We start from the raw sequence: 19,724 nt of genomic DNA, 5'->3' as shown, positions 1-19,724 counted from the left end.
TTGTCCCCTACCTATCTTCTTTGGTCCTCATAAGCTTGAGGTGGGGGTCTTACTGCCCGTTAAGTGTGGGATAAAAGAAACAACTATGAAAGTACCGAATTGTTGATAAATATAGTGGATAGTCCAAAAAAGCTGATTCAGCTAGTCATGATATAAAGACTAGCTTGAATCAGCTTTTTCGCATGGCTAGGAAAACGTATACGTTCGCATGTTCGAGAATTATGAACATATATTTACAGGTAGAAGTGACAGATATTATTTGAGCACATTACAGAAGGGATGGGTGTTTCTTATTGAATGAAAAAAACGATATACAAGAATTAATTGATTTAGATAAAAAACATTTTATTCATCCGACGTCTTCTATTGTCCAGCAGCAAGCAAATGGTCCAAGTGTAATTTTTACAGAGGGAGAGAGGATTTATTTAAAAGATATACAGGGGCATTCTTATATCGATGGGATGAGCTCACTTTGGAATGTAAATGTAGGGCATGGTAGAAAAGAGTTAGCGGAAGTCGCGAAGCAGCAAATGGAGAAGCTTGCATTTAGTTCGTGTTTTTCTACTTTTAGTCATGAACCAGCGATTCGATTAGCAACGAAGATCGCCTCGCTTGCCCCGGGGGCGTTAAATGCCGTTTTTTTTACCTCAGGAGGTTCAGAAGCGAATGATACAGCTTTTAAGCTGGCTCGTCATTATTGGTTATTAAAAGGAAAGCCAAATCGTCAGAAAATCATTTCAAGAACGAAATCTTATCATGGTGTAGCGATGGGGGCGACCAGTGCAACTGGATTGAAGCCGTTTCGTGATTTTACAAATTCGCTTGCCCCGGATTTTTATTATGTAGACGGCTCTTCGATTGAAGATTTACGTAATGTGATTGAACAGGAAGGTGCGGAGACGATTGCGGCTTTTATTACTGAGCCGATTCAAGGAGCGGGGGGAGTGAATTTTGCACCTCCAGGATATATGCAAGAAGTGAGGGGAATTTGTGATCAGTATGGTATTTTATTGATTGCAGATGAAGTAATTACTGGATTTGGTCGAACAGGCACATTTTTTGGTGTTGAGCATGATGAGGTGATACCAGATATGATGTGCTTTGCCAAAGGGGTAACAAGTGGCTATGCCCAGCTCGGTGGCGTTGTGCTTTCAGAAACATTGCATCAAGAGTTGATTTCACTTTCGCGTGAGACACTTTTTCACGGTTATACGTATAGCGGCCATCCGATGGCTTGTGCTGTTGCTTTGAAAAATATTGAAATCATTGAAACAGAAAAATTAGTGGAAAATGCCAAGCTTCGGGGATTAGATTTACTAAGTGGTTTTCAACAAATTCAAAGCAAACGAAACATCATTGGGCATGTGCGAGCACTTGGACTAATTGGTGCTATTCAAATAGTTAAGAATCGACAAACAGGAGAAAGGTTTCAGACACCGGTGGCCCCGCTTATTGTTGCAGAAGCTATGAAACAAGGGCTTATTTGTCGTGCTGTAACGTTTGACCAGGATACTGTTGTCTTTGCACCTCCACTGATTATTACAAAGCAAGAAATAGCGAAGTTAATTGAGCGGTTAGATAAGGCTGTAGCTGCGGTTGAGCAGGCCCTTCAGAGCAAAGACTAGATAGCTAGCGATTCCCCCTCAGATGCCACTTATTATGAAAAATGAAATAAATGGATGAGTTAAGAAATTTCTTAACATTTGATTTTATTTCTGATAAGCTTATCTAATGGAAAAGACTTTATTGTACAAAAGTGTTTGTGGCAGATTGAGGGAGGAGCTATTTTGGATTATGGAGTAATAATATCAATTGTGATTTATATGGCTGCCATGCTTTTAATTGGCTTTTATGCTTATAAAAAGACGGCAAACTTAACAGATTATATGCTGGGTGGAAGAAACCTAGGTCCAGCTGTAACGGCATTAAGTGCCGGAGCTTCTGATATGAGTGGTTGGCTATTGATGGGCTTACCTGGTGCAATGTACCTGAGCGGAATTAGTGCCGGGTGGATTGTAGTAGGGTTATGTATGGGAGCTTATTTGAACTGGGTATATGTAGCTCCAAGGTTACGAACATACACGGAGGTCGCAAACAATTCAATCACGATTCCAGATTTCTTGGGCAACCGCTTTCGTGATGATTCACGTATACTAAAGGTAACGTCAGCGTTTGTTATTTTAATTTTCTTTACCTTCTATACTTCTTCAGGAATGGTAGCGGGGGGAGAGCTGTTCCGTGTTGCATTTAACATGGATTATCGATGGGGAATTTGGTTAACAGCGGGTGTTGTTATTCTTTATACATTATTTGGCGGTTTCTTGGCTGTAAGTTGGACAGACTTTGTTCAAGGAACAATCATGTTTATTGCTTTGATTTTAGTACCGACTGTGACGATTGTGAATATCGGTGGCGCATCTGAAACATTTGGTGAGATTCGTTCGATTGATCCGAACCTTTTACATGTTTTTCAAGGAACTTCTGTTATTGGTATTATTTCTTTATTAGCGTGGGGACTCGGCTATTTTGGGCAACCGCATATTATTGTTCGTTTTATGGCAATTTCTTCGGTTAAAGAAATGAAGACGGCTCGTCGAATTGGTATGAGCTGGATGATCTTCTCTACTGTCGGGGCGATGTTTACTGGTTTAGTAGGGATTGCGTATTTTAGTTTAAATGGCAATCCACTTGGCGAGAAAAATGCTGAAACCGTCTTTATTGTTCTTTCTAAAGAGTTGTTTCCAGCGCTTATTACGGGGTTCCTACTAGCGGCTATTTTAGCTGCGGTGATGAGTACGGTTGCATCTCAGCTTCTTGTATCGGCAAGTGCTTTAACGGATGATTTCTATAAGCAATTTATTCGTCCGAATGCATCAGAGAAAGAATTAGTTCTTGTTGGGCGACTTGGCGTATTAGCGATTGCTATTATTGCTTTAGTGCTTGCATTCAATCCAAGCGATACCATTTTAAATCTTGTTGGATATGCATGGGCAGGATTCGGTGCTGCGTTTGGTCCGGTTATTTTACTTAGCTTATATTGGAAGCGAATGACAAAATGGGGTGCGCTTGCGGGGATGATTGCAGGTACGGTTACGGTTATTGTCTGGGATCAAATTGATCGATTTGCCGAAGTATACGAAATTATTCCAGGTTTTATTGTTGGGATGATTGCGGTGGTTATCTTCAGCTTATTATCAGTTGAACCTTCGAAAGAAATGAAAGAAGAGTTCGATCAAGCAGTAGACAAATTAACATAACAAGTGATATCTATTTGTTATTTAATCGCTTTTTTATTGGTGTTCTTTATGAAAAGGCCTTCAAATTGTTGAGGGCCTTTTCATATGCGTATATATCACAGGCTGTCAGTGAATATATAGATTGGAGAACAGGAGATAATAGGTTTATTAATATATACAGGGGGATGTATGGATCACTCACGGAAAATTGCATTAAAAGTTTCTGCTATATATATAATTTTAGGCATTTTATGGCTTATTGTTACCGATCATATTTCGATCAAGCTTGCTCAGAATAATTATCAATTATTTATTACTTTTCAAAATTCAAAAGGTTGGTTATATATCATAATAACTGGAGCTATTTTATATAGCACGATAGTGTATTGGACAAAGAAATTATTGAATTCGCAAAAGGAACTACAGGTAAGAGATGAGCAATACCAATCTTTGTTCATGTATAATATTGATGCTGTTCTAGAGTTGAATCTTGAAGGGAAAGTTGTTTCAATCAATCCACAAGCAAAGGCTTTATTTGGATATGATTTAGAGGGATTAAATAAACATTTAGCGAGTATGCTCATCAATAGTGAGGACCTCAGTAAAGTCATTCATTGTTATAGAAGAGCAATTAATAAAGAGGCTTTGAATTTTGAAACAGTGATTCGAGATGCACAGGGAGAAATTAAATTTACGCGCTGTTCTTTTGTCCCTATTATTATACAAGGAGATGTTATTGGCGTTTATGCAATTGCTAGAGATGTCACGAGTCTTCGCAGGGAAGAAGAGCTGTTGATTATGTCAGAAAGAACATCCGTAATAGGTCATTTAGCTGCAGCGGTTGCTCATGAAATCCGTAATCCGCTTACCTCTTTAAAAGGCTTTATTCAGTTGATGCAATATACGAGAGAGTTGAATGACGAGCATCTGGATATTATTTTGCAAGAGGTCGAACGTATTAATACCATTTCAAGTGAGCTATTGATTTTAGGGAAAACGCAACAAGTAACTTATAAAAAAATTGATATAAGAGAAAGTATTCGACAAGTATTTACACTGATGACAGCACAAACAAATCTCGATAATGTTGAGTTGTGCTATAAAGAAGTTCCGCGGCCTGTTCTTATTATGGCTGATGAATCACAGATGAAGCAGGTATTGATTAATATTATTAAAAATAGCATTGAAGCGATTACAGAACGTGGGAAGATTGACGTTGTGTTAAGAATAGAAGAAGATACAGCTGTTTTAACGGTTCGGGATAATGGGGTTGGGATGGAGCCTGAACGATTACAACGGATTGGTCAGCTTTTTTATTCAACAAAAGAAAAAGGTACAGGTATTGGGCTTGCTGTATGTCAAAAGATTATTCATAGGCACCATGGAGAGATTTTCTTTGAAAGTGAAAAAAACAAGGGAACGTTAGTGACGATTCGGATTCCACTAGCAAAGGAACAAGTGGTACTATAAACTAGGTAATTGATTTTTTTAGATAAAAGGAGAAGAAAATGAGCAATACACCTGCATTACTTGAAAAGATGAAACCATTTATCGAGCAAGCTTGGAATAAATCGGGCTTTGCCCAAGCAACTCCCATTCAAATGAAAGCTATTCCGCAAATTATGGAAGGAAAAGATGTTATCGCTGAATCACCAACGGGAACAGGAAAGACACTTGCTTATTTACTTCCGTTGCTTGAAAAAATAGACCCTGATCAATCATCCCCACAAGCTCTTATTCTTGCTTCCTCTCGTGAGCTTGTGATGCAGATTAATGAAGAGGTTCGTATTTGGTCACAAGGCAGCAGCATTAATGGTGCGGCATTTATTGGAGGCGCAAATGTGAAGCGTCAATTAGAAAAACTAAAAAAACGCCCGCAAGTTATTGCTGGGACACCAGGACGTATACAGGAACTTATTACTCAAAAGAAATTAAAAATGCATGAAGTGAAAACGATCGTGTTAGACGAAGGAGATCAATTGCTTGTTCCAGAGCATCTTACAACGATCCGTAATATTGTGAAGACAACGTTAAAAGATCGCCAAGTGATGATGTTTTCAGCAACATTACCGCAAGAAACAGAACAAGCAGCCCGTGCCTTTATGAATGAGCCTGTTACGATTAAAGTCGATAAAAGTGAGAAAATGCAATCGAAAGTAGATCACATGTACTTTGTTGTAGAAAAACGTGATAAGTTCAAAATTTTAGAGAAAATTTCTCGCTTAGAGGGTATGAAAGGGCTAGCCTTTATCAATGATATCGGAGAGCTCAATGTTATTGGAGAAAAGCTAAAATATAAAGAGGTTGAAGTGGGGCTGCTTCATGGAGAATCTAACAAAGTAGATCGTGAAAAAGCTTTACGTAAATTGAAATCAGGCAAACATCCACTGCTTTTAGCGACAGATGTAGCGGCCCGCGGTTTAGATATTAAAGGATTAACGACGGTCATTCATGTTGATTTAGCAAATAGCATAGATCAGTATGTACATCGCTCTGGTCGAACAGGCCGCGCGGGCGCAGATGGAACAGTGATGTCAATTGTTACGGAACGAGAAGAGCGTGAATTAAAGAAGATTGCTCGTGAACTGGAGCTTTCTCTACAAAAAAAAGAGTTTTATGCTGGACAGATTGTAGATGCAAAATAAGTGAACCATACAAGCGGAAGACGAATTTATTCTTCTTCCGCTTTTAGTAGTTATGAGATTGAGAGTAAGTAATTTACAATATAACTTTATCGTGATAAACTAACTGTAAGTTATAAATAGTTTGTCCTTCGGGGTCGGGTGTAAATCCCAACCGGCGGTGATGAAGCAATTCTAAGCCCGCGAGCCTTTTTAAGGCAGGATTTGGTGAGATTCCAAAGCCGACAGTAAAGTCTGGATGGGAGAAGGACGTGTGGAATTTTTTAAAATGTATGAGTGTATCCTTTAAATTTTGAGAACTCGAAGTTAAAGGTTTATTTAAGTATACATTTTTTTCACCATATACTCCCGCAAACCCTGTAGGTATCTCTATGGGGTTTTTATTTTTCGGCAAAAGAGGTGAAGACATGTTTACTGGAATTATTGAAGACATCGGTGTTGTTCAATCGTTAAAGAAAGGCAAGCAGAGCATGGAGATAACGATTTCTTCAGAGAAAATTGTGGAAGATGTTCATCTTGGAGACAGTATTGCAGTAAATGGTGTTTGTTTAACCGTTACTTCTTTTACAACTAATACATTTACTGTTGATGTAATGCCAGAAACGGTAAAAGCATCGTCTATCCAATTATTAAAACCTGGTTCTCCTATCAATTTAGAAAGAGCAATGAGTGCACAAGGCAGATTCGGTGGTCATTTTGTTTCAGGACATATTGATGGGACAGGGACGATTATTAAAAAACAACCGAAAGAAAATGCCGTGTACTTCACAATCGAGCTTCAAGAAGGCTTGAGTCAATATTGTATCCCAAGAGGTTCTGTAGCTATTGATGGAACGAGCTTAACTATTTTTGATATTCAGGGCAACCTATTAACAGTTTCATTAATTCCGTTAACGTTTCAAGACACGATTATCGGACAGAAAGGTGTAGGGGATATTGTTAATATCGAAAATGATATGATTGGTAAATATATCGTGCAGCACCTACAGACAAATAAACCAAAACAATCATTAACCAAAAGTTTTTTAGCTGAAAATGGATTTTACTAAGAGGTGAGTAGAGTGTTTAATACGATTGAAGAGGCATTAGCAGATTTAAAAGCAGGAAAACCAATTATTGTGGTGGATGATGAAAATCGTGAAAACGAAGGGGATTTTATTGTTCTAGCGGAAAAAGCAACCCCGGAAGCGATTAATTTCATGGCTACATATGGAAGAGGTCTTGTTTGCACAGCGATTACTGAAGAACGCGCACAGAAGTTAAATTTACATCCGATGGTTGAGGTAAATACCGATCCACATGGTACGGCTTTTACAGTAAGTGTTGATCATAGAAGTAATTCAACTGGCATTAGTGCTTTTGATCGTTCGATTACAGTAAATGCTCTTCTAGATGATGAGGCTGTAGCCGAGGATTTTAAACGCCCTGGTCATACTTTTCCAATTGTAGCAAAGGCGGGCGGTGTGCTGCAAAGAGCAGGCCATACAGAGGCTGCGGTCGACTTAGCTAAATTATGTGGAGCAGCTCCAGCTGGAGTGATTTGTGAAATTATGAAAGAGGACGGTACGATGGCACGAGTGCCTGACTTAGTCAAAGTTGCAGAAGAATTTCAATTAAAATTTATCACGATTGCAGATTTAATTCGTTATCGTAAACAACAAGCTTCACGTGTAACAGCTGAAGTGAACTAAATCATACTGAATTATATTAGGGGGAACGAAAATGGGACAACATTTTGAAGCACAGTTAATTGGAACAGGATTAAAAATTGGTATAGTAGTTGGAAGATTTAATGAATTTATTGTGAGTAAGTTATTGGACGGAGCGCTTGACGGCTTGAAGCGTCACGGTGTAGAAGAAGCAGACATCGATGTAGCTTGGGTACCGGGAGCTTTTGAAATTCCTTTAATCGCAAAGAAGCTTGTTGAAACAGGAAAATATGATGCCATCATTGGGCTTGGAACAGTAATCCGCGGTGCAACAACTCATTACGATTATGTATGTAATGAATCAGCAAAAGGAATGGCGAGAGTGACGTTAGATACAGGAGTTCCTGTTATTTTTGGCGTAGTTACAACAGAAAATATTGAACAAGCAATTGAGCGTGCTGGTACAAAAGCTGGAAACAAAGGATATGATTCTGCTATTTCGGCTATTGAAATGGCTAACTTGGGTAAATTAATCGGATAACATAGAGTTAGGAGAGGCTGTTCCATAAACTGGGGACAGCCTCTTTTATTTGGCATGGATTAGTTTGATTTAATGAAAGTACCGTCGTTCAAAGTATTACAGCAATCTAATAACATGTTAAAATACATACGTAATGAAGCAATAATTCCTTTCTTTCGGGGAAAAGTAATATATATGGATTTTGAGGAGGGGTTTATGTGTACCATCTTTTTACACATAATGATTTAGATGGTGTCGGCTGCGGTATTGTTGCTAAGCTTGCCTTTGGGGAAGATGTGCAGGTGAGTTATAATTCAATTGGTCGATTGAATTACCAAGTTGAAGCGTTTTTGGAGCAAGCAGATAAAGAACAAAGGTTGCTAGTAACCGATCTTTCTGTCAATGAAGAGAATGAACAAAGAATCTCACAGTTCGTTGCGAATGGTGGTAGTGCTACATTAATTGATCATCATAAAACAGCTCTACATTTAAATGCACATCCTTGGGCGAATGTGACAGTTGAACGGGAAGATGGAAAGTTAGCGTCCGCTACTTCTCTGTTCTATGAATACGCAGTTCAACAAAATTGGCTTTCTCGTTCACAAAACGTAGAGGAGTTTGTTGAATTAGTTCGTCAATATGACACGTGGGAGTGGGAAGCTAATCAGAATCTCACAGCGAAACGGCTAAATGATCTTTTTTTTATGTTTTCTATCGAAGAGTTTGAGGAAAAAATTACGAATAAGCTAGCTAATGCTGATTCTTTTGATTTTGATGAAGTAGAGGAGACTTTATTAAAAGTAGAAGAAAGTCGGGTCGATCGATACATAAAGAGAAAGAAACGTGAAGTATATCAAGTAGCGGTTGGACCTCATGTGGCAGGTGTTGTTCACGCTGAATCCTATCATTCCGAATTAGGAAATGAGTTATCGAAAGAATATAATCACTTGGATTATATTGCGATTGCAATGGTCGGCAGTAAACGATTAAGTCTACGTACAATTCATGATGATATTGATGTCTCTTCAGTAGCAGGGAAATATGAAGGAGGCGGCCATCAAAAAGCTGCAGGCTGCAATTTAACAGAACAAGCCTTTAAACAATTTATTGAGCAAACGTTTTATTCAGAGCCGATTAAGCGTGATGCACACAATAACCAAATCAATGTAAAAGAATCTGAAACAGGTTCCTTATATACGACAAAGGATAAACAACTCCTTTTTCTTAAACCGAATGAACAGAATGAGTGGGGCTTAGAAATCAATCATAAACAACAAAGTCAAACGTTTATCACTTTTCAAGAAGCGGAAAGGTATATTAAACGCAGATTCGGTGCTTGGCTCGCTTATGATGAGCCGTATGAGGAATACATAAAAAAAGCATAAACATAAGGAGAAAGAGGATGTCTACAGGGCATCCTCTTTCTCCTCGTGTTTTGTTAAATAACATATAAACCAACACTATTCATTAACATAGCCTTCTTAAAAAAAGAAATGCCTCGTTGTTTTAGAATGTGGTGCTGTATGATTTCGTTGTAAAATAGCGTTGATTTCTCCACCGATAATGAGCGCTAATCCGGTTAAAAATAACCAAAGCATTAAGATGATGACCCCTCCTAAACTCCCGTATGTAGCAGAGTAGTTTCCAAAATTGTTTACATAAAAGGAAAAGCCAAATGAAATGAGAAGCCAAAGAAGTGCGGCCGTAACAGCTCCAATCCAAACATGCTGCAATGGAAGAGGCTTACTTGGAGCAATTTGATATAAAAAAGCTAGTACAATCGAGATTACAACAACGGCAATGACCCAGCGTAACAGATGGAAAAGTCTTTGGCCATAATCCGAAATTGGAAATAATTGATTGACGAAATCAAGGAGAACCTGACCAAATACAGGCAAAGCAAGGGCTACAATAAAAGCTAATATGATTCCAAATGTTAAAATAATAGAAAGCAAACGAGTCATGATAAAACTCCTTGTTTCTTGTACCTCAAAAGCAATATTCATCGAATGAATAAAAGCATTCATCCCATTTGAAGCAGACCAGATGGTGCCGATAATACCGATTGTTAGCAGACGGCCATTACGTTCACTTAAAATAGTAATAATCGTTTCTTCGATGAGTTGATTCGTTTCTGAAGGAACAAAGTCATGCAGAAATGTTAAAGCAGCTTGGGGATTGATAGATAAATAAGGCAAAATAGAAAGTAATAAAATAAGCATCGGAAAGAGAGAGAGTAAATAATAATAGGCTTGTTCAGCAGCGAGTCCGGTTACACGATCAACCTTGAGTTTTTGGATAAGCTGTCTTCCAAAAGTGAACCATGTCATTATAAGATCCCTCCTGCATTAGAAAATGTGCAAGGTAGTAGAAGTGTTAAATTTAACCTTAAAGGAAGGAAAGGGCAAGGTCAATATAAAAAGGCTGCCCAAACATTTATGGGCAACCTTTCATTAGTTAATCTTTTTTTGCAATTGATTAATAACATCAAGAGAGCGGCCTGTACCAATGACAACAGCCTCAAGCGGCTGAGCAGTAAGGTGAACAGGGACGATAATTCTTTGGGACAACCATTCTTGCAGCCCGTTAAGGAGTGCGCCTCCACCAGTCAGTATGACACCTTGGTCGACGATATCTCCACTTAACTCAGGCGGTGATTCTTCTAATGTCGCACGAATGGATTCTAAAATACGTAGTAAGGATTCTGTCATAGCTTCTTGAATTTCTCCAGACTGAATGGTCATCGTTTTTGGAAGACCTGTGACAAGGTCACGCCCGCGAACATCTAAAGAGACAGGTGAATGATCAATTGGTGCATAGCCAATCTCCATTTTTATTTGTTCAGCTGTTTGTTCACCAATTAACAAATTATAGGTTTTACGTACGTATTGTATAATATCTTCGTCTAATTGATCACCGCCAACTCGAATAGAGTGACAAGAAACGATGCCGCCATATGAAATAATGGCTACTTCCGTTGTTCCTCCTCCAATATCTACAATGACATTAGCAATTGGTTCTTCTACCGGTAAATCCGCTCCGATGGCCGCGGCTACTGGTTCTTCAATAAGATGAACACGCTTGGCTCCGCAGCTGCTTACTGCATCTTGAATAGCCTTTTTTTCAACCGTTGTTGCACCGAACGGTGTACACACGACAACGTTAGGCTTACGCATAGCTACTTTTACAGAATTCGTAGCTTTCTTCATAATATGTTTAAGCATCTGTGCAGTAATATCAAAATCTGCAATGACCCCATCTTTCAATGGACGGACTGTTCTAATATGGTCTGGAGTTTTTCCGATCATTTCTTTTGCATCCAATCCAACGGCTAACACTTGATTCGTATTTAAATCAATAGCCACAACAGATGGTTCATTAAAGATAATCCCTTTATTTTTACTATAAACTAATGTGTTGGCTGTTCCTAAATCAATGCCAATTTCTATGTTTTTAAACAATATAGTCACCCCTCTAAGAGTTTTGACCCCCGAAATATTATTCTACCTAAAGATAGGATTTTGTGGGGGTTTTTCTAGCTGGTAATTTAAACCTTTTTCATAAACAATTATGTTTGTTATGAATTAAGAAAAATATTCATTTCATATTTTATGCTAGAATAGAGAAATAAATGGTGAAAAAGAAGGTATCGTAGTGAAGAAGATAAATGAGAGTATACGAGAAAATCCAACGATAAAGACGATTATTGTAGCTCTTCTCGCTTTTATAGGAGGTTATTTTTTCGAACGTTTAGGTGTGTATTTACCGTGGATGCTAGGTCCGCTTTTCGTTATTTTAATTGCTAAGCTGAAGTTCGGCTATTATTTTTATTGGTCAAAAAATTTAAGAAGCCTCGGGTTAATTATTTTAGGTGTTCAACTAGGAAGTGCTTTTACAAAAGAAGCGTTGGCAGAGATGCTTCATCATTTACCAATTATGCTTTTGTCAACGGCAGTCATTACCGTATTTACTGTACTAACAGGGCTATTGATTGCAAAGTGGATGAACATTCGTCCAGGTACTTCATTGTTAGGAAGTTTTCCAGGCGGGTTATCTCAAATGGTCATATTAAGTGAGGAATTAAAAGGTGTAGATGAAACAGTTGTTACCTTTATGCAAACACTTCGAGTGATTCTCGTCATTTCGATTGTGCCGTGGCTTGTTACACATGTATTGTCTGATGATGCGGTTGCGGTTAGTCCTATTACAAATGAGCATTTCTTTTTCCTTCAATATGATTGGAAGTTTGCGCTATTATTATTGCTTGTTCTTATTGGGTTTATTAGTCTTGGTAAGAAAATTCATTTTCCTCTTCCGCATCTATTAGGTCCTTTATTGGCGGCTACTTTATTCAATTTGGTTGGTCCTGGTGCTCCTGAAGTACCTAGCTTTTGGTTAAATTTATCGCAATTAATGATTGGAGCACACTTAGGATATACGTTAAGAGTAGATAATCCACAGTTGTTTAAGAAAATGTTCGGTGTTATTTTTGTAAGTAACGTTCTATTAATTGCTTTTTGCTATGGAATGGCTGTATTTCTAGGGCCTTATGTTTCTATACCTGTAAATGAGCTATTTTTAAGCCTTGCTCCAGGCGGAGTGGCAGAAATGTCTGTGACGGCCTTATCGGTTCATATCGATGTTTCAACGGTAACGAGTTTCCATCTGTTTAGAATTTTATTTATTCTGTTTTTGATTTCTCCGCTTATTAAGTGGGTAGCGCTAAAAAAATCAGTGGTGTCCAATCATAAAGTTTGATATAAGGCTTACGTATATGATGCTGTGGATGTTTGACTTATTTGTGTCAGAGTTCGATGAATGAACGAGTTTTTAGAAATCGAAGTATGGAAAAAACAAAAATATATTCATTTTTTTACTCAACCTTCCGATATAAGAAATAGATACTAGAAGATTTTAAATGAATGGGTGAGTATTATGGATAAAGCATCATTAATAGGGGTTTTGCTTGGTGTTATTGCAATAGCCTTGGGAATGTTCTTTAAAGGGGTTGCTTTTTCAGCATTAATTAATCCAGCAGCTATTATGATTATTATGGTTGGGACTGTTGCAGCAGTTGTAACAGCATTTCCTATGTCTGAATTAAAGAAAGTTCCAAAACTATTTAAAATTTTATTTACAGAACAACAGTTAACAAAACCAGAGGAGTTAATTAAAACCTTTTCTGAGTGGGCGGTTATTGCTAGAAAAGAAGGTTTGTTAGCACTTGAAAGTATCGCAGATCAAATAGACAATCAGTTTTTGAAAAACGGTTTAAATCTTGCTGTTGAAGGACAAAGTGCGGATTACATACGTGATATCTTGACGGAAGAAATCGAAGCGATGGAAGAGAGACATCGCGGTGGTGCGGCAATCTTTACTCAAGCCGGGACATATGCGCCAACGCTTGGGGTACTAGGTGCTGTATTAGGTTTAGTTGCTGCTTTAGGAAATATGTCCGATATTGACGCATTAGGACATGCCATTTCGGCAGCCTTTATCGCAACTATGCTAGGGATTTACACCGGATATGTGCTTTGGCATCCATTTGCGAATAAGTTAAAACGTAAGTCTCAACAAGAAGTAAGAGTTAAAGAAATGATGATTGAAGGAATTTTATCTATTATTGAAGGGGAAGCTCCGAGAACAATTGAGCAGAAGCTAACTTCATATTTACCTGCTGACGATCGGAAGAAGTGGCTGGAAGGCGAAGTGAAGCAAGATGGCTAGGAAGAAAAAGAAAAGAAATCATGAAGAGCATATCGATGAATCTTGGTTAGTGCCTTATGCGGATATTTTAACGCTTTTGCTTGCTCTTTTTATTGTTCTCTTTGCTTCCAGTTCCATCGACTCCAAGAAGTTCAATTCGATGTCTAATTACTTTAATCAAGTGTTTACAGGGGGAGCGGGGGTAATGGACTTTCCTAGTACAACACAGATGGACAATGCAGAGTCCTTAAAACAAGGCGGAAGCGGAAAGACGGAGCAAGAAGAGCTTTCACACATTCAAGGTAAAGTTAATACATATATTGAAAATAAAGAGTTGAACGATAAGTTAGGCACTTCGCTTACAGATGAAGGCTTACTTGTTACAATTCGTGATAATGTTTTATTTGAATCAGGGGCTGCTGATGTAGGGAAAGAGAATCAGCAGATTGCAAAAGATATTTCGAAGCTTCTTGTGATGAACCCACCACGGAGTATTGTTATTAGTGGACATACGGATAATCTCCCAATTAAAACAAATCAATTTGATTCGAACTGGGATTTGAGTGTTATGCGTGCGGTTAACTTTATGAAAATTTTATTAGAGAACGATAAATTAGATCCAGAGTGGTTTAGCGCAAAAGGTTTTGGTGAATTTAAGCCTGTTGCGTCTAACAAAACGGCGGAAGGCCGTGCTAAAAACCGACGTGTTGAAATTTTAATTGTGCCAAGAACAAACGTAGATGAATAAAAAATCTGTCCAAAGTGACAGATTTTTTTATTCCTTTTTCTTGTTATGAGAAAATGTATCCTCATTGTTTTCATATGAATACATTTACAGTAAGATAAAGAGAGTATCATAATTTAAGGCTTGGTTATATGGAGCTATTGGTTTCTAGTGCATTTCAGCATTGTTAAAATAAGCTCAAAGTCAATAGTATTTAATACAGCCTACTTTAAAAAGGAAGTGTCATCGTTGATCGTATTAAAATCTGAACGTGAAATACAGGCTATGCATGAGTCAGGAAAAATTTTAGCTGCTTGCCACAGGGAAATTGCGAAGCTTATTCAACCGGGTGTGACAACTTGGGAAATTGAAGAATTTGTAGAAGCCTATTTAAAACAGCATGGAGCAAAACCAGAGCAAAAAGGATATAAAGGATATAAATATGCAACATGTGCGAGCATCAATGAAGAAATTTGTCATGGTTTCCCTCGGAAAACACCGCTGAAAGGTGGGGATATTGTGACGATTGATATGGTAGTGAATTATAATGGGACGCTTTCTGATTCAGCATGGACTTATCCAGTCGGTAAAGTGTCTAAAGAAACGGAACATTTATTAGCTGTAACAAAAGAATCTCTATATCGTGCAATTGAGGTTGCGGTTGCAGGCAATCGAATTGGAGATATTGGTCATGCGATTCAGTCTTATGTGGAAGCGGAAGGTTTTTCGGTTGTACGTGACTTTATCGGTCATGGTATCGGTAATGTGATTCATGAAGATCCACAAGTGCCGCATTATGGATTACCTCATAAAGGGCTGCGCTTGAAAGAAGGGATGGTCTTTACAATTGAACCGATGGTGAACGTTGGTACTTACGAAGCGGTGAGAGATGCGAATGGTTGGACTGCTTCAACGGCTGATGGAAAATATTCAGCACAGTATGAACATACATTAGCGATTACTAAAAACGGTCCGATTATTTTAACTGAACAATAAGAAGAAGGGACGGAGCTTATTAATCCGTCCCTTTGTTTTATTGTTACACATTACGTAATCGGCCTAATTCTTCAGCAATGGCTTCCATTTCGCTTGGGCTGAAATTTGTTTTACGCATAACCATTTCGTATAATTCATGTAACTCTTCGTACATAGAGGCATTAAATGAATCAGATTTAATCGCACCAATATTCATCATTCTTAGCTTTTCTTTAATTGCTTCTACCATAAATTCCACTGCTTCTGGGCTATTTTTTGTTAAATCCATGTTTACCATCCTCTCGTTCTTTTTCAATTATGTTCATCTTTTCATGATTACGAATAGAAGTCAATGGAAACAGTACGTTCTAATCACAACTATTTTAGAAAGAAATAAAAAATATACAAACAACTAAATTATTGGATATACTTGGAATATCAGATGATTTAATATACGACAAGGAGGGGTATAGATGAGTAGGGAAAGCAGACACTATAGGAAAGAAGAACCGAAGAGTAAATTTGTTCAAGCTGTAGTGATAGGTGCCGTTGTTGGAGGCTGTTTAAGCCTTCTTGATAAATCAACGAGACATAGTGTAAAAGCAAGTACGAAGCAATGGTGCGAACGTATTAACTATCTGGCAAAAAATCCAGACCGTGTCATTGATCAAGTACGAGAAGCTACAACACAAATGAGGACAACCGTGACGAAAGTGTCGGATGAGGTTGCGCTTCTTGTAGATACTGTAGAAGAATTGAGTCATATTCCATCAGAAGTCTCACAAATGATTGAAGAAACGAAAGAGGCTTTCGTTGCTGAAAAGAAAAAGGCAGGACTAAGCGAACAACAGGTGAAGTAGACAATCGAGGTGGTGGCATGGTGGTAAAAAGAGTGATGCTGAGATGGAGCTTCTTTAAAACACTTCTAGAAAAAATAAAAGCTGATGATGTATCTGGTCTTGCTGCTCAACTTTCTTACTTCTTCCTGCTATCACTATTTCCACTTCTTATTGTTTTGTTTACGTTAGTCGCGTATTTACCATACTCTGAAGAGGAAATTTTACGAACGGTGCATACTTTTGCTCCAGAGAAGTCCATGGAGTTAATTGAAGAAAACTTAAATAAGATGATGAAAGGGAATGGGAAGTTACTTTCATTTGGGATTTTTGTTACTCTTTGGTCAGCATCTAATGGACTTAATGCCATCATTCGTGCTTTTAATCGAGCATACGACGTAACAGAAAACCGTTCTTTTTTTATTGCCCGGGGAATGTCGATTATTCTCACATTAGCGATGGTTTTTGTTTTTCTTGCCGCTTTATTACTTCCGCTGTTTGGAAAACAAATTGTTTTCTTTTTATTCGCAAAGTTTGGTTTTTCAGAAGAATTTATTAACGTTTGGAATACGCTGCGATGGTTGATTAGCTCTGTTGTTCTTTTTTTTGTTTTCTTTATGCTATATTGGATTGCTCCTAATAAGAAATTAAAGTGTTTAAGTGTACTTCCTGGAGCGATATTTGCTACAGTAGGCTGGGTTTTTATGTCCTTGGCATTTTCCTTTTATGTAGAGAAATTTGGGCATTATTCGACAACGTACGGAAGTCTTGGCGGGATTATCGTGTTAATGATTTGGTTTTATTTAAGTGGAATTATCATTATTATTGGCGGAGAAATAAATGCTTCAGTCAGTGAGAAAAAAAAGCCAGATTGCGCGTAATTTGCCTAACATGAGACATTGGTTTTTGTCGAATACTTTATTTGTACACATCTTTATAAAGGGAGGCACTTGATTATGAGCAATAGCGCAAAAAAAGATGGCAGCACAAAACAAAAAGGGAAAAAGCGTTCAAAGCATAAAACATCAGGCTCAGCGAACGGAAAGAACGGTTACCATTAATAATAGAGGGCTCCTTCTTCGTAAAGGGGCCCTCTTTATTTTAGTATTTATGTCGTGGCGGATTAACATGCTTACGCTTTTGTTCTTAGCTTCTTAATAACCTCAAGCTATTTAAAATAACTAAGATTGTGCTTCCTTCATGACCAATTACACCGTATGGTAAATCTAGGAATTGGAGGAAATTAGAAGCGATTAAAAGCATGATCACAACAATTGAGAAAATTACATTCTGTTTAATAATTCGATTCATTTTCTTGGATAATTTTACGGCTTCCGCAATTCGCGGCAGGTTGTTTTTCATCAACACAACATCGGCTGTTTCAAGAGCTACATCTGTACCTTCTCCCATTGCAATCCCGACAGAAGCTGTTGCGAGAGCAGGAGCATCATTGATTCCATCCCCAACCATAGCGACTGTGCCAAATTGTTCTTTTAGTTTTTTAATTTCATCAACCTTTGTTTCTGGAAGACATTCAGCAATATAAGCATCAATATGACTTTCAATTGCGATTGCTCTTGCTGTTTTTTCACCGTCTCCTGTTAGCATGACTGTGTATATGCCTTCTTTCTTTAATGCTTCAATCGCTTTCACCGTTTCTTCACGAACGACATCCTTTAAAGTGATAATCCCGGCAATTCCATGTTCATCTTTGGCGAAGACAATTGTTTTTCCTTCGTTTGCAAGGGAAAGAGCGATTCCGTTTTGGAACTGCTCAGCTTCATCACGACCAACAAAGCTTGCGCGGCCCACTTGCCAAAATTCGTTTCCAAAGTACGCTTGAACACCATTTCCAGATATATCTTCCATATCAGTTGGTTTCACTAATTCTTTAGTAATACGAGACTTTGCATAACGTACTATCGCTGTTGCAAGCGGATGGTTTGAATAATTCTCGATAGAAGCGACACGAAGGAGAAAATCTTCTTCTTGTAAGTTTTCACGAATAACGATATCCGTTACTTCCGGTTTTCCTTTTGTTAATGTACCTGTTTTATCTAATGCAATTGCTTGTAAGTTGCCCAAGTTTTCAAGGTGAACGCCACCTTTAAATAAAATACCATGTCGAGCCCCATTGGAAATTGCTGATAGCGTTGCAGGCATAATCGAAGCCACTAGAGCACATGGTGACGCGACAACAAGTAAGATCATGGCACGATAAAAGGTTTCCGTCCAACTCCAGCCGAGTGCAAAGTGAGGGACAAACATCATTAGTGCTACAACGGCTAATACTACTTTTACATAAGTTCCTTCAAAACGCTCAATGAAGAGCTGAGAAGGAGATTTCTCACTTTGAGCAGATTGTACTAAAGTGATAATTTTTTGGAATAATGTTTCACTATTAGGTTTTGTAATCTCAATGGTAATCGTTCCACGTAAGTTTACTGTTCCAGCGAATACTTCATCTCCAACAGATTTTGTAACAGGAACAGATTCTCCGGTAATTGCTGCTTGATCAATGTTTGTACGTCCATCTGTAATGGTTCCATCAGATGGGACTCGTTCACCGGGCTTTACTAAAATAAGGTCACCGACAACAAGTTGAGAGACAGCAATAGTTTCTGAATAGCCATTTGTGACGCGCAACGCTTCTTCTGGCTGCAAATCCATTAACGCAGAAATTTCTTTATGACTTTTGTTCATTGTATATGTTTCAAGTGCACCGCTTAATGCAAAGATAAAAATTAAGATGGCACCTTCTGTCCAATAGCCGATAATCGCTGAACCAATTGCAGCAAAAATCATTAACATTTCAACGTTCAATTCTTTATCTTCAATCGTATCTTCAATGCCTTCTTTTGCTTTGGCAAATCCACCGATTATAAAAGCCATTAAATAGATGATAACAGCACTTGTTCCAAGTCCATTCTTATCCAGTAGCCATCCAGCTAAGATTAAAACACCACTAAGTAGAGCGGCAATCAGTTCAAGATGCGGTTTTACTTTTTCAAGCCACGATGATTCCAGTGTAGCAGGCTGTCGTAATTGCTTCGTATCTGTAGTCATTGTCTTCCCCCCGATTTCTTAATTATGATGATAGCTTTTCTCAGTTAGGTGATATTTAAGTGAGAAAGATAATCATCTGCATTTCGTTAAAAAAAGATGAAAGCTGCCATTGTTTATTCAATGACAGCAATGAATATCGGCTTTTTGTCTATGTTTGATTGTTTATATAATATCATATTTCCCAAAAAAGTAAACTATAATAATTCTAATTTAGTAAAAAATATAATTAGATAACTAATTGTACTTTAGATGGAAAGGTGGTGTTATATAGCTTTGTTGATTGTTTAATAAGACCTATAGAAAAGAATTAGGGGATTTGTAATCTACAGTTACTTATATCTTGAAAGAAAATGGGGATATTAGTGGAACA

The 19,724-nt window shown here is 37.9% G+C and carries 17 protein-coding genes, 1 pseudogene and 1 riboswitch; of the genes and pseudogenes, 14 read left to right on the top strand and 4 right to left on the bottom strand.

The genetic code is table 11. The annotated features are described in order from the left end of the window. Positions 1 to 293 precede the first annotated feature (293 nt). From ACE199_RS11940 to ACE199_RS11905, 8 genes and pseudogenes are all read left to right on the top strand, one after another. Positions 294 to 1,625: an aminotransferase family protein gene (locus ACE199_RS11940; RefSeq protein WP_375349994.1), complete on the top strand. Its 1,332-nt coding sequence runs from the start codon at positions 294 to 296 to the stop codon at positions 1,623 to 1,625. A gap of 162 nt (positions 1,626 to 1,787) precedes the next feature. Beyond that, complete coding sequence (gene putP / locus ACE199_RS11935) at positions 1,788 to 3,257, top strand: sodium/proline symporter PutP (protein ID WP_375349993.1); 1,470 nt, start codon at positions 1,788 to 1,790, stop codon at positions 3,255 to 3,257. A 168-nt stretch (positions 3,258 to 3,425) separates the two neighbouring features. Then, positions 3,426 to 4,706 (top strand): ATP-binding protein, encoded by a 1,281-nt coding sequence (locus ACE199_RS11930; RefSeq protein ID WP_375349991.1) that lies wholly within the window; start codon positions 3,426 to 3,428, stop codon positions 4,704 to 4,706. A gap of 38 nt (positions 4,707 to 4,744) precedes the next feature. Continuing rightward, on the top strand, positions 4,745 to 5,881 hold the full coding sequence (locus ACE199_RS11925; protein ID WP_375349990.1) for a DEAD/DEAH box helicase: 1,137 nt from the start codon (positions 4,745 to 4,747) through the stop codon (positions 5,879 to 5,881). A gap of 120 nt (positions 5,882 to 6,001) precedes the next feature. Then, positions 6,002 to 6,132: riboswitch (FMN riboswitch) on the top strand. Between the two features lie 153 nt (positions 6,133 to 6,285). Then, on the top strand, positions 6,286 to 6,927 hold the full coding sequence (gene ribE / locus ACE199_RS11920) for a riboflavin synthase (protein WP_127758991.1): 642 nt from the start codon (positions 6,286 to 6,288) through the stop codon (positions 6,925 to 6,927). A gap of 12 nt (positions 6,928 to 6,939) precedes the next feature. Continuing rightward, positions 6,940 to 7,563, top strand: a pseudogene (gene ribB / locus ACE199_RS11915) (3,4-dihydroxy-2-butanone-4-phosphate synthase); the annotation flags it as partial. A gap of 37 nt (positions 7,564 to 7,600) precedes the next feature. After that, entirely contained in the window at positions 7,601 to 8,068 is a 468-nt protein-coding gene (gene ribH / locus ACE199_RS11910; RefSeq protein ID WP_127758993.1) for a 6,7-dimethyl-8-ribityllumazine synthase, read from the top strand. A 197-nt stretch (positions 8,069 to 8,265) separates the two neighbouring features. Next, entirely contained in the window at positions 8,266 to 9,432 is a 1,167-nt protein-coding gene (locus tag ACE199_RS11905) for a DHH family phosphoesterase (RefSeq protein ID WP_375349989.1), read from the top strand. Positions 9,433 to 9,528: 96 nt separating this feature from the next. Here ACE199_RS11905 and ACE199_RS11900 read toward each other — a convergent pair whose 3' ends face one another. Further along, the gene (locus ACE199_RS11900) at positions 9,529 to 10,377 is read right to left on the bottom strand and encodes a YihY/virulence factor BrkB family protein (protein WP_127758995.1); all 849 of its coding nucleotides are present in this window, start codon (positions 10,375 to 10,377) and stop codon (positions 9,529 to 9,531) included. 123 nt (positions 10,378 to 10,500) lie between these two features. After that, positions 10,501 to 11,508 (bottom strand): rod-share determining protein MreBH, encoded by a 1,008-nt coding sequence (mreBH, locus tag ACE199_RS11895; RefSeq protein WP_375349988.1) that lies wholly within the window; start codon positions 11,506 to 11,508, stop codon positions 10,501 to 10,503. A 193-nt stretch (positions 11,509 to 11,701) separates the two neighbouring features. Between mreBH and ACE199_RS11890 the strand changes: the two genes are divergently transcribed. The 4 genes from ACE199_RS11890 to map all read left to right on the top strand — a co-directional run bounded on the left by ACE199_RS11890 (position 11,702) and on the right by map (position 15,473). Continuing rightward, on the top strand, positions 11,702 to 12,805 hold the full coding sequence (locus tag ACE199_RS11890; protein ID WP_375349987.1) for an AbrB family transcriptional regulator: 1,104 nt from the start codon (positions 11,702 to 11,704) through the stop codon (positions 12,803 to 12,805). A gap of 177 nt (positions 12,806 to 12,982) precedes the next feature. Further along, positions 12,983 to 13,774 (top strand): flagellar motor stator protein MotA, encoded by a 792-nt coding sequence (gene motA, locus ACE199_RS11885; protein ID WP_375349986.1) that lies wholly within the window; start codon positions 12,983 to 12,985, stop codon positions 13,772 to 13,774. Continuing rightward, entirely contained in the window at positions 13,767 to 14,501 is a 735-nt protein-coding gene (gene motB, locus ACE199_RS11880) for a flagellar motor protein MotB (protein WP_252292877.1), read from the top strand. The genes motA and motB overlap by 8 nt, the downstream gene beginning before the upstream one ends. Before the next feature lie 225 nt (positions 14,502 to 14,726). Continuing rightward, complete coding sequence (gene map / locus ACE199_RS11875) at positions 14,727 to 15,473, top strand: type I methionyl aminopeptidase (RefSeq protein ID WP_375349984.1); 747 nt, start codon at positions 14,727 to 14,729, stop codon at positions 15,471 to 15,473. Between the two features lie 43 nt (positions 15,474 to 15,516). On the opposite strand, the gene ACE199_RS11870 is transcribed toward map, so the two are convergent. Further along, positions 15,517 to 15,741, bottom strand: a complete 225-nt coding sequence (locus ACE199_RS11870) for a DUF1128 domain-containing protein (RefSeq protein ID WP_119115680.1) — start codon at positions 15,739 to 15,741, stop codon at positions 15,517 to 15,519. 184 nt (positions 15,742 to 15,925) lie between these two features. Between ACE199_RS11870 and ACE199_RS11865 the strand changes: the two genes are divergently transcribed. Then, complete coding sequence (locus tag ACE199_RS11865) at positions 15,926 to 16,312, top strand: YtxH domain-containing protein (protein ID WP_127759002.1); 387 nt, start codon at positions 15,926 to 15,928, stop codon at positions 16,310 to 16,312. Positions 16,313 to 16,329: 17 nt separating this feature from the next. After that, the gene (locus ACE199_RS11860; protein WP_252292880.1) at positions 16,330 to 17,169 is read left to right on the top strand and encodes a YihY/virulence factor BrkB family protein; all 840 of its coding nucleotides are present in this window, start codon (positions 16,330 to 16,332) and stop codon (positions 17,167 to 17,169) included. Between the two features lie 265 nt (positions 17,170 to 17,434). Here the strand turns inward: ACE199_RS11860 and ACE199_RS11855 are convergent, their stop codons facing one another. Next, positions 17,435 to 19,354, bottom strand: coding sequence for a heavy metal translocating P-type ATPase (locus ACE199_RS11855; protein ID WP_375349983.1), 1,920 nt, complete (start codon positions 19,352 to 19,354; stop codon positions 17,435 to 17,437). Positions 19,355 to 19,724 lie beyond the last annotated feature (370 nt).

Source organism: Peribacillus sp. Hz7 (assembly GCF_042136355.1).
Lineage (GTDB): Bacteria > Bacillota > Bacilli > Bacillales > DSM-1321 > Peribacillus > Peribacillus asahii_A.
The sequence above is the reverse complement of the archived record's forward strand: the minus strand, read 5'-3'. Positions and strand labels throughout refer to the sequence as shown.